Below are 13,491 nucleotides of genomic sequence, written 5' to 3'. Positions count from 1 at the left end.
CCACAACAGGGCATGGTGTCATAGCGAATGGACACTCCAATTGTTCCGCCGCCGTGCGTAACTTTTGGTCAGGGGTCGGTGTGGCGTGTCAGTGTCCGTCCGTCGAACAGGAAACCAAGGACGTCGGGCCGCCCGACGCGGTCGAGCATGACGCGCATCATGATAAGCAGCGGCACCGAAATCAGCGCCCCGACAGTACCCCACACCCAGCCCCAGAAACTCAGCGCGAGCAGGATCCACACCGGGCTGACCGTCAGGCGGTGCCCGACGATGCGCGGCGTGACGATATTCGCCTCGACGAGGTGACACACCAGAAACGCCGCCGCCGGCAGCAGCGCAGCGAAGGGATCGACGAACACCACCAGCCCGCCCACCGCCAGCAACCCGGTTACGACGATCGGTCCGACGTACGGCACGAAGTTGAAGATCGCCGCGAGGCCGCCCCACATCAGCGGCGTCGGCATGCCGAGCATCCACACCAGCAGCGCGACGACCGCGCCGAGCGAGGCGTTGATGATCGTGATGGTCAGCAGATACTCCGCCGTCCCCGTCACCATATCGCGCAGCAGCCGCGCGACGCGCAAGCTGCCGGTCAGCGTCTCGCGGTCGCGGATCGCCTTGGCGCGCATCCGCGTCCAGCCCGCGAGGAAGAAATAGACGAGCAGGATCGCGAAGAAGATCGAGATCAGCACCGCAGGGGCCGAGGTCGCCACAAGCGCGACGATCGACGTCGGTTGCTGCGCGGGCAACTTGTCGCGCGCGCTCGCCGCCTGCTGGCCGACCGCCGCGGCGAGTTGGTCGCCGAGCTTTTCGAGCGCGTTGAATGCATCGACGAGCGGCGAGATGTTGGCGCGCACCTGCGCCGCATGCTCGGGCAGCATCCGCACCCAGTCGGATGCGGGGATGACGATCATCACCAAGGTCGCGTTGGCGATGAATAGGAACAGCACGAGCGCGATCAGCGCCGCGACCCCCGCCGGCAGGCCGCGGCGTTCGAGCCATTCGAGCAGCGGCACGAGCATCAGCGCGACGACCATCGCGACGGTGACGGGCATGAAGAACACGGCGCCGGCACGCAGCGCGAACGGCAGCGCCAGCGCCAGCGCGACCCCGAACAGGATGACGAGAGCCGACAGCAGCCGGTCGCGACGAAACGCCGGGTCGAGCGCCGGGTCTTCAGGCACGATTTCGGGTTCGGTCGTCATTCGTCGCTACTCCGCGCCAGCGTCCACGTCGTGACACCGCTGCAACTGCTGGCTAGTCAGGCGCGATGCTCGAGTCGACTCCCTCCACGCCCGATCCTGCCGAAGTCATGGCGCGCCTCGTCGCGCTGCTCGATGTCGAGTCGATCGAGGTCGACCTGTTCCGCGGCCAGTCGTCCGACACCGGCTGGACGCGCGTCTATGGCGGGCAGGTCGTCGCGCAGGCGCTGATGGCGGCGTCGCGGACGGTCCGCAGCGAACGCCTGGCGCACAGCCTGCACGCCTATTTCCTTCGCCCCGGCGACCCCGCCGCGCCGATCGTATACCGCGTCGCGCGCGACCGCGACGGGCAGAGTTTCTCCACCCGCCGCATCGTCGCGATCCAGCACGGCCGCCCGATCTTCAACATGAGCGCGTCGTTCCAGATCGCCGAGCCCGGCTTCGACCATGTCGCTAAGCTGCCCAAGGTCGCCCAGCCCGAGACGCTGCCGAGCGAGCTCGACACGCTGCGCAAGATCGCCGACCGCATCCCCGAGCCGCACCGCAAGCTGTGGCTGGAGCGCGAGCGGCCGTTCGAGTTCCGCCAGATCGATCCGGTCGACAATCTCAAGCCCCGCAAGGCGCCGCCGGTCGCGTACAACTGGTTCAAGGCGGCAGCGTCCGTGTCCGCCGACCCCGTGCTGGCGCGTTGCCTGCTCGCCTATGCCAGCGACATGACCTTGCTCGACACCTGCCTGCTGCCGCACGGCGTGCCGTGGACCGACCCCAACTTGCAGGTCGCGTCGCTCGATCACGCGCTATGGTTCCACGACGACCCGCCGCTCGACGAGTGGCTGCTGTACGCGCAGGATTCGCCGGTCAGCGGCGGCGGGCGGGGCATGAACCGCGGGCTGATCTTCGCGCGCGACGGGCGGTTGATCGCCACCGCGATGCAGGAAGGGCTGATCCGCTACCGCTCGCCGAGCTGATCCCAGTCGTCGTTTGGGGCTGCGAAGGGCAGCGCAAGCGCGGCCTTCAGCCCGACGGGCTCGGGATACGCGGGCACCCCGATCGGGGCATCGCTCGACGTCAGGCGCAGCGTGTTGTGCAGCCGGTCCCACAGGCTCAGCCCGCTCGACCAGTTGCTGTCGGTCGCGGCGATCTCGGCGCGGTGGTGGATGTCGTGCATGCCGGGCGTGGTCAGCAGCCACGCCAGCCGCGTGTCGCTCGCCAGGCGCAGGTTCGAATGGTGGAACAGCACCGACGCGCCGAAGAACGCCTCCCACACCGCCAGCGCGCGTGGGCCGACCCCGAGCAGGCGCACCTGGGCGCGGCGCAGCGGGATCGACAGCGCCATGTCGACCGCATGGAAGCGCAGCGCGGTCGACGCATCCATGTCGAGGTCGACGTGATGGACGCGGTGCAGCCGCCACAGCACGGGTACGCGGTGCGTCGCGACATGCCAGAGGTACATGGTGTAATCGAGCAGCAGGAACGCCGCCGCGTCGCGAAGCAGTGGGGTCGGCAGCGCCTGCGCCAGCCCCTGCCGCCGCGCCGCCACCTGCCCGGCAAGGCGCTGCGTCCCGCCCTGCCCCGCCGCGACGACCGCGAGCGCCGCACCGCCGAGCGCGAGGTTGGTCAACGTGCGCGGCGGCTCCACCTGCGTGCGCGCCCGGCGCGGACGGCGGCGCTCGGCGACCAGCAGCGCGGCGAGCGCCGCGCCTGCGACAACGAACAACGCCCTGCCCGATTGCTTCGCCATCGCCGCAGGCTAGTCTGCGCACAGTTCACCGCCAAGGAGTTCGCCGCCGATGCTTACGCTGACCCGCCCCGAGGGCACCGACCCGCGCGACCTCGACCTGTCGCGGCGCGGCCTCGCGGCGCTGCTGGCGGCGGGCTATGCGGCGTTTTCGAGCGGGGCCGAGGCAGCGGCGATCATGACCCCCGGCGAGGGGCTGGTGCAGGAGAGCGTCACCCTCCCCGGCGGCCTGCCCGCCTTCGTCGCGCGCCCGGCCGCCAAGGGCCGTTACGGCATGGTCATCGTCGTCAACGAGATCTTCGGCGTCCACGAATACATCAAGGACATCTGCCGCCGCCTCGCGACGCTGGGCTATGTCGCGGTCGCGCCCGAGTTCTTCTACCGCGCCAACACCGGCAACATCCTGGCGACCACGACCGACCGCGCGGTGATGATGAAGATCGTGGCCCAAGCGAAGCACGAGCAGGTCATGGGCGACGTCGGCACGACCCTCGACTGGGCGACCAAGCAGGCGTTCGTCGCGCCCAAGCGCATCGGCATCACCGGTTTCTGCTGGGGCGGCACGGTCACCTGGATGGCGGCGGCGCGCTTCCCGGCGATCAAGGCCGGCGTCGCCTGGTACGGTCGCCTCGCGCCGCCCGCCCCGCCCAAGGCCGACGCCCCGCCGCCCGCCAACCCGCCCGAGGTGCGCCAGTATCCCTTCGACATCGCGGCCGGGCTCAAGACACCGGTGCTCGGCCTGTACGGCGGGCTCGACAAGGGCATCCCCGCCGCCGACGTCGAGGCGATGCGCGGCAAGCTGGGCACCCGCGGCGAGCTGGTCCTCTACCCTAACGCCGAGCACGGCTTCCACGCCGACTACCGCCCCAGCTACAATCCCGAGGCCGCCGCGGACGGCTGGGCTCGACTCCAGGCATGGTTCAAGACGCACGGCGTGCCGGCGGGCAAGGCCTGACCTCTCGACTTTACGCGCACGTCAACCTAGACCCGGGGGCGATGCAGGACGCCAGCCTCGCCGACGCCGTCGACGCCCCCGCCGACCGGCACGGCCTGCACTATCCGCACGGCCGCTTCGTGCCCGCCGCCGAGACGCTGTTCGAGGTTGCCGAGGGTGTATTCTGGCTGCGCATGCCGCTGCCGTTCAGCCTCGACCATATCAACCTGTGGGTGCTCGACGACGGTTCCGGCTGGGCGATCGTCGATACCGGGCTGAACACCGGCGCAGGCAAGCGGACGTGGGAGGGATTGTTCGCCGGTGCGCTGGCGGGCAAGCCGGTGACGCGGGTCATCGTTACCCATTACCATCCCGATCATCTCGGCCTTGCGGGCTGGCTGTGCGAGCGCTGGGGAGTGCCGCTCGAGATCGCGCGCACCGAATATCTGCTGGCGCGCGTCCTGACGCTCGACATCCGCCCGTCGCCGCCGCGCGAGGCGATCGACTTCTGCGCGCGTGCCGGCTGGCCGGAGGATCTGCAGGCGGCGTTCGCGGCACGCGATTGGGGCGGCTTCGCCAAGGCGGTGTCGCCACTGCCCGCCGGGTTCGCGCGGCTGCAGGACGGCGACATGCTCAACATCGGCGGGCGGACGTGGCGCATCGTCACCGGGCGCGGCCATTCGCCCGAACACTCATGCCTCGTCGCCGATGGACTGATGATCGCGGGCGACCAGGTGCTGCCGCGCATCACCTCCAACGTCTCGGTCTATCCGACCGAGCCGCGCGCCGACCCGTTGCGCGACTGGCTCGACAGTATCGAGGCGTTGCGCGCAATCGACCCAGGCACTCGCGTGCTGCCCGCGCACAACGAACCCTTCGACGGGCTGCATGTGCGCCTCGACCAGTTACGCGACGACCATCTCGACAAGCTGGCCAAGCTGGAGGCGTTCTGCGCGCAGCCGCGCACGGTGTTCGAGACCTTCCCCGTGCTGTTCCGCCGCCCGGTCGGCGCCGACAGCACGATGGCCGCGACCGGCGAGGCGCTGGCTCATCTGCACTGGCTTGAAGCACGGGGCGTCGTCGTGCGGGAAACAAACGGCCCGGCCGACAGGTTCGTCCGCGCATGAGCCTTTGGTCAACCGCTTACGATCATCCCGGTGCATGGGACGACGTCCCCGTCCCCTGCCCCATGCCCGACCTGCTGCGCCGCAGCGCCGCGCGCACGCCGCAGGCACCGTGCCTCGATTTTCTCGGCCGTGGCTGGACCTATGCCGCGGTGTGGGACCAGGTGCAGCGCTTCGCCGGCGGCCTCGCGGCGCGCGGCATCGGGCGCGGCACGACGGTCGGACTGTTCCTGCCCAACTGCCCGCACTACGTCATCGCCTATTACGGCGCGATGCTGAGCGGTGCGACCTTGGTCAATTTCTCGCCGCTCTACACGGTCGACGAGCTGCGCGCGCAGGTGCTCGATTCGGGGACGACGGTGATGGTGACGCTCGACGTCACCGCGCTGTACCCCGTCATCGCGCAGGTGCCGGGGCTCCGCCTGATCGTCGGCAACCTGCCCGAGGTGCTGCCGCCGCTGAAGTCGCTCGGCTATCGCCTGCTCAAGCGTGCCGAGCGCGCCACCGTCAGCCCCAGCGACCTGCGCTTCGCCGACCTGCTGAAGAGTCCGCCGCTGGCCAACCCGCCCGCGATCGACGTCAACGACGTCGCGCTGCTGCAGTACACCGGCGGCACGACCGGCAGCCCGAAGGGCGCGGTGCTGACCCACGCCAACCTCAGCATCAATGCAGGCCAGGTTAACGCGCTCGACCCCGAGCCGGAGGAGGCCGACCGCATCCTCGGCGCGCTGCCGTTCTTCCACGTCTTCGCCAACACCTGCATCCTGAACCGCACGATCCTGCGCGGCGGGCAGATCGTCATGCTGCCGCGCTTCGAGCTGAAGGCCGTGCTCGCCGCGATCCCCCGCTACAAGATCACCGCGATGCCCGGCGTGCCGACGATGTACCGGGCGCTGCTCGACTCGCCCGAACTGGGCGACACCGACCTGTCGTCCCTGCGCATCTGCATCTCGGGCGGTGCACCGCTGCCGCTCGAGCTCAAGTCCGCGTTCGAGACGCGGTCAGGCGCGCGACTGGTCGAGGGCTATGGCCTGACCGAGTCCTCGGGCGTCGTGTCGTGCAACCCTTATGCCGGCGGCGGCGTCGAGGGAAGCATCGGGCAGCCTTTGCCCGGCACCGACATCCGCCTCGTCGACAAGGACGACCCCGCGCGGCCTGCCCCCGACGGCGAGCCCGGCGAGATCACCGTATCGGGCCCGCAGATCATGGCGCGCTACCACGGCCAGGCGGGCGAAACCGCGAACGTCTTCATCGAGCATGACGGGCGGCGCTGGCTGCGCACCGGCGACGTCGGCACGATCGACGCGCGCGGCTATGTCAGCGTCGTCGACCGGCTGAAGGACATGATCGTCGTCGGCGGCTTCAAGGTCTTCCCGAGCATCCTCGAGGACATTCTCTACAAGGTCCCCGGCGTCCGCGAGGCGCTGGTCATCGGCATCCCCGACCGCCGCCAGGGCGAGCGGCCCAAGGCATTCGTCACCCTCGACCCCGGCGCCGCGACCGACGGCGAGGCCCTGCTCGCGCACCTGAACGCCCACGTCGGCAAGCACGAGCGCGCCGTGGCGGTCGAGGTGCGCGACCAGCTGCCCAAGACGATGATCGGCAAGCTGAGCCGCAAGGAGCTCGTCGCCGAGGAATTGGCAAAGGCGGCCGCCTGACCGCGCCCGCGTAGAGCCAATTGTAAGATATCTTTACAATTCGTTCAGCGCGCCGATGCAACAAGCTGTAAATCATTAAGGATTCCAATCGCTGTTTTCAGCGAGCGGGCTGGCACGGACTTTGCTTGGGTCGTTTCGGGCACGTGCCCGTTAACCTGGGGAAGATCATGATGTATCGCAGCCTTACGGCGCTCGGCGCCGCAGTTCTCCTGTCGACCGCAGCTCAGGCCATCGACGTCGATGGCAGTTACGATGCCGGCTACGGCGCGGCGACTGCGACCGTCGGCTATAATCCGGCCGCGCCCGACAGCAATTTCGGCACGCCGACGAGCGAGAGCCGCTACGTCGCATATTCGATCTACCTGACCGCCGGTGCGGGCAACGTCTATGGCTATCTGCGCGCTGACCCGACACAGGGCGGCGCCAGCGTCGGCCCGTTCGCCAACGTCTATTTCGACATCGACCCGGCGAACGGCAACGGCTCGGATATCGGCTTCGAACTCGGCGCGAACAGCCAGACCCTGTTCATTCCAGGCCGCCCCGGCTTGCAGGCCGCGACGGGCGTGATCACCGCGGTCAGCGCCGACCAGCTCGGGTTCGAGTTCTCGATCCCCAACAGCTACTTCACGACGGTTTTCCCGGGCGCGAACTATTATCCCGGCCAGGAATTCGCGGTCGTCGGCGGACCGGTGACGCTGCGTCTGTCGCAGAGCTTCGGCTTCTCGGTCGCCGGCGGAGCCACCTACGGGGTCAATCGCCTCGGCACCGTCACCCTCGCCGCGGTCCCCGAGCCCGCCACCTGGGGCCTGATGATCGGCGGCTTTGGCCTCGTCGGCGCGACGCTGCGCCGGCGTCGCAGCATCGCCGCCTAACGCTTTCGACCCGTCAGGCGGCCGGGCAACCGGTCGCCTGCGGTGCGGCGGCGATCTCGGCGCGCGCCGCGGCGAGGTCGGCCTTGAAGCCCGGCGTCGCGGCGACCGCGTCGTATACGGCGTCGCCCAGCCGCTGGCCGGCTGCGATGTCGCTCGGATAATGGACGCGGCAGGCGACGCGATTGGTGCCGATGCCCGCACCCAGCGCCAGCAGCGCCGCGGCCCGCTCGGGCACCGCCGCCGCGAGCGCGCGCCCCGCCAGCGCACCGTACATTGCGTGACCGCTGGGGTAGGAGAAGCTGGGGGTCGCGCCGCCGACACGCGGGTCGCAGGTGACCGGCTTCGCTTCGCCGACGAAGGGCCGGTCGCGCTTGAACTGCGTCTTTGCCGCCTCGGACAGCTCGGTCTCGGCGGTCAGCTTGACCAGCATCGCCAGCGTTCGCGGCGTCGTCTCGGGCGACAGGCGCCGTCCCGCCGCGCACGAGAATTGCGCGTTCATCTCCGGGGTGAGAAGCCGCAGCTGGGTCTGCGCGGCGCGCCACCCGGGGCTGTCGGGCGCCGCTGCGAGATACGCGGCGCGGTCGGCAGCCGCGGCGGTACTGCCCGGCGCCGGCGGCGGGGTCACGGCGGCTCGCCAGTCGAACGGCGCCGCCAGGTACGACACCGGCGCCAGCGCCCCGCACGCCAGCGCCATGCCACTGATCATAACCGCCACGATTGCCTGCATTCGCCCTCTCCGTCGGGGTGCAGCATAGCGCCGCGCACCCCCGGTCGCACCCCCCTTGCAGTTTCATGGCATCAGCGTGACATTGGTGAGGACAGCCGCGCCGAGTCAGCGCGGCCCCGGGAGAACCCCATGCCGTCGTTCACACGCGAACTCGAACATAGCCTGCACAATGCCCTCGCCGAGGCGAGCCGCCGTCACCACGAATACGCCACTCTCGAACATCTGCTGCTCGCCCTGACCGCCGACGCGCACGCGTCTGCGGTGATGAAGGCGTGCTCGGTCGACATCGACGAGCTGGCGGGCAAGGTGACCAACTATCTCGACACCGAACTCGGTGCGCTCAAGGCCGATGCCTCGGTCGATCCGTCGCCCACCGCCGGTTTCCAGCGCGTCGTCCAGCGCGCCATCCTGCACGTCCAGTCGTCGGGCCGCGAGGAGGTGACGGGCGCGAACGTCCTCGTCGCGCTGTTCAGCGAGCGCGAGAGCCACGCCGTCTTCTTCCTGCAGCAGCACGACATGACGCGCCTCGACGCGGTCAGCTTCATCAGCCACGGCATCGCCAAGGGCGGCACGTCGGAGACGCGCGCCGTCAAGGGCACCGTCCCTGAGAAGGAGGAGCCCGAGGCGAAGTCGGAGGGCAAGAACGCCAAGAGCGGCGAGAGCGCGCTCAAGCAGTTCACCGTGAACCTCAACGACAAGTCGAAGCTGGGCAAGATCGACCCGCTGATCGGCCGCCATGCCGAGGTCGACCGGACGATCCAGATCCTGTGCCGCCGCAGCAAGAACAACCCGCTGTATGTCGGCGATCCCGGCGTCGGCAAGACCGCGATCGCCGAAGGGCTGGCGCGCAAGATCGTCGAGGGCTCGGTGCCCGACGTGCTCAAGCCGGCGGTGATCTACAGTCTCGACATGGGTGCGCTGCTCGCGGGCACGCGCTACCGCGGCGACTTCGAGGAGCGGCTGAAGAACGTCGTCAACGAACTCGAGAAGCTGCCGCACGCGGTGCTGTTCATCGACGAGATCCACACCGTCATCGGTGCAGGTGCGACGTCGGGCGGCGCGATGGATGCGTCGAACCTGTTGAAGCCGGCCCTCTCCAGCGGCGCGATCCGCTGCATCGGCTCGACGACCTACAAGGAGTTCCGCAACCACTTCGAGAAGGACCGTGCGCTGCTGCGCCGCTTCCAGAAGATCGACGTCAACGAACCTTCGGTCGAGGACAGCGTCAAGATCTTGATGGGCCTGCGTCCGAGCTACGAGACGCACCACAAGCTGAAGTACACGCCCGAAGCGATCAAGGCTGCGGTCGAACTGTCGGCGCGGTACATCAACGACCGCAAGCTGCCCGACAAGGCGATCGACGTGATCGACGAGACCGGCGCGTCGCAGATGCTGCTGCCCGAAAACAAGCGCAAGAAGCTGATCGGCGTGAAGGAGGTCGAGGCGGTGATCGCCACCATGGCGCGCATTCCGCCGAAGTCGGTCTCCACCGACGACACCAAAGCGCTCGCGACGCTCGAGGGCGACCTCAAGCGCGTCGTGTTCGGCCAGGATGCCGCGATCGAGCGGGTGGCGAGCGCCATCAAGCTGAGCCGTGCCGGCCTGCGCGAGCCCAACAAGCCGATCGGGTCGTACCTGTTCAGCGGCCCGACCGGCGTCGGCAAGACCGAGGTGGCGCGCCAGCTGGCGTCGATCCTCGGCATCCCGCTGACGCGCTTCGACATGTCCGAATACATGGAGCGCCATTCGATCAGCCGGTTGATCGGTGCGCCTCCCGGCTATGTTGGCTTCGACCAGGGCGGCCTGCTGACCGATGCGGTCGATCAGAACCCGCACGGCGTGCTGCTGCTCGACGAGATCGAGAAGGCGCATCCCGACCTGTTCAACATCCTTTTGCAGGTCATGGACAACGGCAAGCTGACCGACCACCACGGCAAGACCGTCGATTTCCGCAACTCGATCGTCATCATGACGACGAATGCGGGCGCGGCGGACATGGCGCGCGAGGGCGTCGGCTTCGGCTCGATCGCCCGCGACGGCGAGGACGAGGAGGCGATCAAGCGGATGTTCTCGCCTGAGTTCCGGAACCGCCTCGATGCCGTCGTGCCCTTCGACTATCTGCCGCCGGCGATCGTCAGCCGGGTGATCGACAAGTTCATCCTGCAGCTCGAACTCCAGCTGTCGGAGCGCGAGGTCCATATCCAGGTGGCCGACGATGCCAAGGCGTGGCTGATCGAACGCGGCTACGACCGGCTGTACGGCGCGCGTCCGCTCGGCCGCTTGATCCAGGAGAAGATCAAGCAGCCGCTCGCCGAAGAATTGCTGTTCGGCAAGCTGCTCCACGGCGGCGAGGTCCGGGTGCACGTCAAGGACGACGGCCTGGGCTTCGAGATCGTCCCCGGCGTCGCCAAGCCCAAGAAGGTGCGCAAGCCCAAGGGCGGCACGCCGGCGACCCCGACCGACGAGCCGCTCGTCGAGGCATAGGCGCCTGCTCCCCCCTCCCACGAGGGAGGGGGATAGGTCTAGGCTAGCACCTCGCGCGCCGGGGGGTGCCCGAGGAAAGCCGTCGGGCTGGCACTCGCGCCATACGCGCCGGCCATGAACACCGCGATCAGGTCGCCGACCCGGGTATCGGGCAGCGCGACGCGCTCGCCCAGCCGGTCGAGAGGCGTGCACAGGCAGCCCGTCACGTCGTACGTCGCCGTCGCTGCTTCGGCGAAGCGGCTGGCGTTGGCGATCGGGTAGTTGCGGCGGATCACCGTGCCGAGATTGCCGCTCGCGGCGAGCTGGTGGTGCATTCCACCGTCGGCGACGACGAACGCTGTTCCCCGGCTCGTCTTCACGTCGACGACGCGCGTCAGGTACACGCCGCTCTCGCCGACCAGATAGCGGCCGAGTTCGAGGATCAGGCGCGTCCCCGGCAGCGCGGGCAGCGCCGCGCCGACTGCCGCGACGTCGAGCGCCGTGTCGTTGGCGAAATAGGGGATGCCGAACCCCCCGCCGAGATTGAGCGTCTCCAGCGCGATCCCGCACTCGCCCGCGAGCCGCACCGCGAGCGCCACGGTCGCCGCCTGCGCCTCGATCAGCGCCGCCGCCGAAAGCGTCTGCGAGCCGGCATAGACGTGGAAACCCTTGATCCGCACGCCGAGCGCGGCGGCGCGCGCCGCGACACCCGGCACCTGGTCGGCGTCGATGCCGAACGGCGTGCCCCGCCCGCCCATCTTCATGCCCGAGCCCTTGAGCTCGAAGTCGGGATTGACCCGCAGCAGCGCGGTCCGCCCGCCCAGGCCCGCGAAACGCTCGAGTTCGCCGCCGGATTCGATGCTGACCGTCGCCCCTGCGGCGATCGCCTCCGCGAGTTCGGCGTCGCGCTTTCCCGGCCCCGCGAAGCCGATCGGCAGCCCGGTGCGCGCCGCGAGCGCCAGTTCGCCCGCCGATGCGACGTCGAGCCCGTCGACCTGCCCGCCCATCCACTCGACGAGCGCGGGTAACGGGTTGGCCTTGATCGCATAGTGCAGCTCGACGCCCGGAAATGCCTCGCGAACGGCGGCGATGCGGGCCGCTATGATTGCGCGATCATAGACGAACACCGGCGTCCCCTCCGACGCCCAGTGCGATGCGGGCTGTCCGGCGATGCCGAGTTCGCGATCGACCGGTTCGAAGTCGGGCGGCACGTGGCTCATGCCCCACCCCCGTTCGCTGTTACGCCATTATGGTTCGTTTGTGTAGTATTTTGTTCCACGTGAAACAATCCTGAAGCCTCCGCCTTCAGCGCGGCGCGGTCGAGCTTGCCGTTGGCATTGACCGGCATCGCGTCGAGCCAGCGCAGCGACGCGGGCTGCATGTACGACGGCAGGGTCCGCGCCAGATGGCCGCGCAGCCGCGCCGCGGCATCCTCCCCCAGCGCCGTCGCGACGAGCGCCACCGCCTGCCCCGTCCGCGCGTCGGCGACCCCGAACGCCACCGCCTGTGCCACCGCGCCGCTTGCTAGTGCCGCTTCCTCGATCTCGGTCGGGCTGATGCGGTGGCCGCTGACCTTGATCTGCTCGTCGTCGCGCCCGACGAAATAGTGCAGGCCGTCGGCGTCCCGGCGCAGCGTGTCGCCCGACCACACCGCCATGCCCTTCCCCAGCCACGCCGGCGCGGGGCGGAAGCGCACGGCGGTGCGCGCGTCGTCGCCCCAATAGCCCTGCGCGACGAGCGGCCCCGCCTGCACCAGTTCGCCCGCCTCGCCGTCCGCCGCCGCGCTGCCATCGGCGCGGGCGATGCCGATGCGCGCATGCGGGATCGCCTTCCCCACCGAGTCGGGATGCGTCGCAGCCAGCGCCGGGTCGAGTGCGGTTGCGCGGAACGCCTCGGTCAGGCCGTACATCAGCCACAGCCGCGCCTGCGGAAACAGGCCGCGCAGCCGCGCCGACAGCGCGGCGTTGAGGTGCCCGCCCGAATTGGTCAGTGTCCGCAGGCTCGCCCCCGCCTCGCCCCAGTCGGCGGCGGCGAGGTCGTGCCACAGCGGCGGCACGCCCCCCAGCTGGGTGATGCCGTGCGTCGCGACCGCACGCACGATGTCGCGCGGCGTCAGGTAGTCGAGCAGCACCGCGCGTGCTCCCGCGGCCCAGGCCTGCGTCAGCTGGTTGAGGCCATAGTCGAAGCCGTGGGGCAGCACGCTGAGCACGCGGTCGTCGGTAGTCGTGCCGAGATAGGTCCGCACCGAGTCCGCAGCGTGCCACAGGTTCGAATGGCTGAGCATCACCCCCTTGGGCCGCCCGGTGCTGCCCGAGGTGTAGAGCAGCGCCGCGAGGTCGTTCGCATCGCGCTCGACCGCGGCGGGCGCGGCCGCTGCAAGGGCCGCGAAGTCGTCCTCGATCGTCAGCGCGTCGAACCCCTCGGCGCGCGCGCGCACCGTGACGAGCAGCGCCGCGACGCTGTCGGCCATGATGTGCGCGACCTGGGCGGCCTTGAGCTGAGGGTGCGCCGGCACGAACACCGCCCCCGCCCGGCTCGCGGCGAACAGCAGGGCGACGCTCTCGACCGACTTGGGCGCCCAGACGATAACGCGGTCGCCGGGCCGGATACCGCGCGCGATCAGCCCGCCCGCGACGCGCCCGACAAGATCGTCGAGCGCCGCAAAGCTCAGCATCCGGTCGCGGTGCACCAGCGCAATCGCGTCGTGCGGGCCGTCGGCGATCAGGCGGTCGATACGAATGGCCGACCCCTCCCGGCTCGAGCGCGAACGCTC

11 protein-coding genes are annotated in these 13,491 nt (G+C 69.6%); 6 read left to right on the top strand and 5 right to left on the bottom strand.

All coding sequences use genetic code 11. The features are described from left to right. Positions 1-68: 68 nt before the first annotated feature. Complete coding sequence (locus tag FMM06_RS05885) at positions 69-1,205, bottom strand: AI-2E family transporter (protein WP_144236366.1); 1,137 nt, start codon at positions 1,203-1,205, stop codon at positions 69-71. Between the two features lie 65 nt (positions 1,206-1,270). Between FMM06_RS05885 and FMM06_RS05880 the strand changes: the two genes are divergently transcribed. Then, the gene (locus FMM06_RS05880) at positions 1,271-2,170 is read left to right on the top strand and encodes an acyl-CoA thioesterase (protein WP_207790245.1); all 900 of its coding nucleotides are present in this window, start codon (positions 1,271-1,273) and stop codon (positions 2,168-2,170) included. Here FMM06_RS05880 and FMM06_RS05875 read toward each other — a convergent pair. Further along, positions 2,152-2,919 carry a sterol desaturase family protein gene (locus FMM06_RS05875; protein ID WP_185965058.1) on the bottom strand — a complete coding sequence of 256 codons (768 nt, stop codon included), beginning with the start codon at positions 2,917-2,919 and terminating at the stop codon, positions 2,152-2,154. The genes FMM06_RS05880 and FMM06_RS05875 overlap by 19 nt on opposite strands. A 73-nt stretch (positions 2,920-2,992) precedes the next feature. Between FMM06_RS05875 and FMM06_RS05870 the strand changes: the two genes are divergently transcribed. The 4 genes from FMM06_RS05870 to FMM06_RS17155 all read left to right on the top strand — a co-directional run bounded on the left by FMM06_RS05870 (position 2,993) and on the right by FMM06_RS17155 (position 7,528). Next, positions 2,993-3,895, top strand: a complete 903-nt coding sequence (locus FMM06_RS05870; protein WP_144236364.1) for a dienelactone hydrolase family protein — start codon at positions 2,993-2,995, stop codon at positions 3,893-3,895. 41 nt (positions 3,896-3,936) lie between these two features. Beyond that, positions 3,937-5,001, top strand: a complete 1,065-nt coding sequence (locus tag FMM06_RS05865; protein ID WP_144236363.1) for an MBL fold metallo-hydrolase — start codon at positions 3,937-3,939, stop codon at positions 4,999-5,001. Next, a complete protein-coding gene (locus FMM06_RS05860) occupies positions 4,998-6,656 on the top strand; it encodes a long-chain-fatty-acid--CoA ligase (RefSeq protein WP_143555222.1) in 1,659 nt (552 codons plus the stop codon). The genes FMM06_RS05865 and FMM06_RS05860 overlap by 4 nt, the downstream gene beginning before the upstream one ends. Before the next feature lie 167 nt (positions 6,657-6,823). Continuing rightward, complete coding sequence (locus FMM06_RS17155) at positions 6,824-7,528, top strand: PEPxxWA-CTERM sorting domain-containing protein (RefSeq protein WP_235889096.1); 705 nt, start codon at positions 6,824-6,826, stop codon at positions 7,526-7,528. A 13-nt stretch (positions 7,529-7,541) separates the two neighbouring features. Here the strand turns inward: FMM06_RS17155 and FMM06_RS05850 are convergent, their stop codons facing one another. Then, positions 7,542-8,234, bottom strand: a complete 693-nt coding sequence (locus FMM06_RS05850) for a phosphatase PAP2 family protein (protein ID WP_235889224.1) — start codon at positions 8,232-8,234, stop codon at positions 7,542-7,544. Between the two features lie 150 nt (positions 8,235-8,384). Between FMM06_RS05850 and clpA the strand changes: the two genes are divergently transcribed. Then, on the top strand, positions 8,385-10,739 hold the full coding sequence (clpA, locus tag FMM06_RS05845; RefSeq protein ID WP_143555219.1) for an ATP-dependent Clp protease ATP-binding subunit ClpA: 2,355 nt from the start codon (positions 8,385-8,387) through the stop codon (positions 10,737-10,739). A 38-nt stretch (positions 10,740-10,777) separates the two neighbouring features. Here clpA and FMM06_RS05840 read toward each other — a convergent pair whose 3' ends face one another. Both FMM06_RS05840 and FMM06_RS05835 read right to left on the bottom strand, forming a co-directional pair. After that, positions 10,778-11,938 carry a pyridoxal-dependent decarboxylase, exosortase A system-associated gene (locus FMM06_RS05840; protein ID WP_143555217.1) on the bottom strand — a complete coding sequence of 387 codons (1,161 nt, stop codon included), beginning with the start codon at positions 11,936-11,938 and terminating at the stop codon, positions 10,778-10,780. Next, entirely contained in the window at positions 11,935-13,440 is a 1,506-nt protein-coding gene (locus FMM06_RS05835) for an AMP-binding protein (protein ID WP_328591550.1), read from the bottom strand. The genes FMM06_RS05840 and FMM06_RS05835 overlap by 4 nt, the downstream gene beginning before the upstream one ends. Between the last annotated feature and the right edge of the window lie 51 nt (positions 13,441-13,491).

The sequence above is a fragment of the Glacieibacterium frigidum genome (assembly GCF_007097155.1).
Lineage (GTDB): Bacteria > Pseudomonadota > Alphaproteobacteria > Sphingomonadales > Sphingomonadaceae > Glacieibacterium > Glacieibacterium frigidum.
This window is presented reverse-complemented; position numbering and strand designations above follow the sequence as displayed.

Coding starts and splice junctions, on each gene's coding strand:
- FMM06_RS05865 (WP_144236363.1), top strand. CDS start 3,937: ATGCAGGACGCCAGCCTCGCCGACGCCGTCGACGCCCCCGCCGACCGG.
- FMM06_RS05840 (WP_143555217.1), bottom strand. CDS start 11,938: ATGAGCCACGTGCCGCCCGACTTCGAACCGGTCGATCGCGAACTCGGC.
- FMM06_RS05880 (WP_207790245.1), top strand. CDS start 1,271: ATGCTCGAGTCGACTCCCTCCACGCCCGATCCTGCCGAAGTCATGGCG.
- FMM06_RS05885 (WP_144236366.1), bottom strand. CDS start 1,205: ATGACGACCGAACCCGAAATCGTGCCTGAAGACCCGGCGCTCGACCCG.
- clpA (WP_143555219.1), top strand. CDS start 8,385: ATGCCGTCGTTCACACGCGAACTCGAACATAGCCTGCACAATGCCCTC.
- FMM06_RS05860 (WP_143555222.1), top strand. CDS start 4,998: ATGAGCCTTTGGTCAACCGCTTACGATCATCCCGGTGCATGGGACGAC.
- FMM06_RS17155 (WP_235889096.1), top strand. CDS start 6,824: ATGATGTATCGCAGCCTTACGGCGCTCGGCGCCGCAGTTCTCCTGTCG.
- FMM06_RS05850 (WP_235889224.1), bottom strand. CDS start 8,234: ATGATCAGTGGCATGGCGCTGGCGTGCGGGGCGCTGGCGCCGGTGTCG.
- FMM06_RS05870 (WP_144236364.1), top strand. CDS start 2,993: ATGCTTACGCTGACCCGCCCCGAGGGCACCGACCCGCGCGACCTCGAC.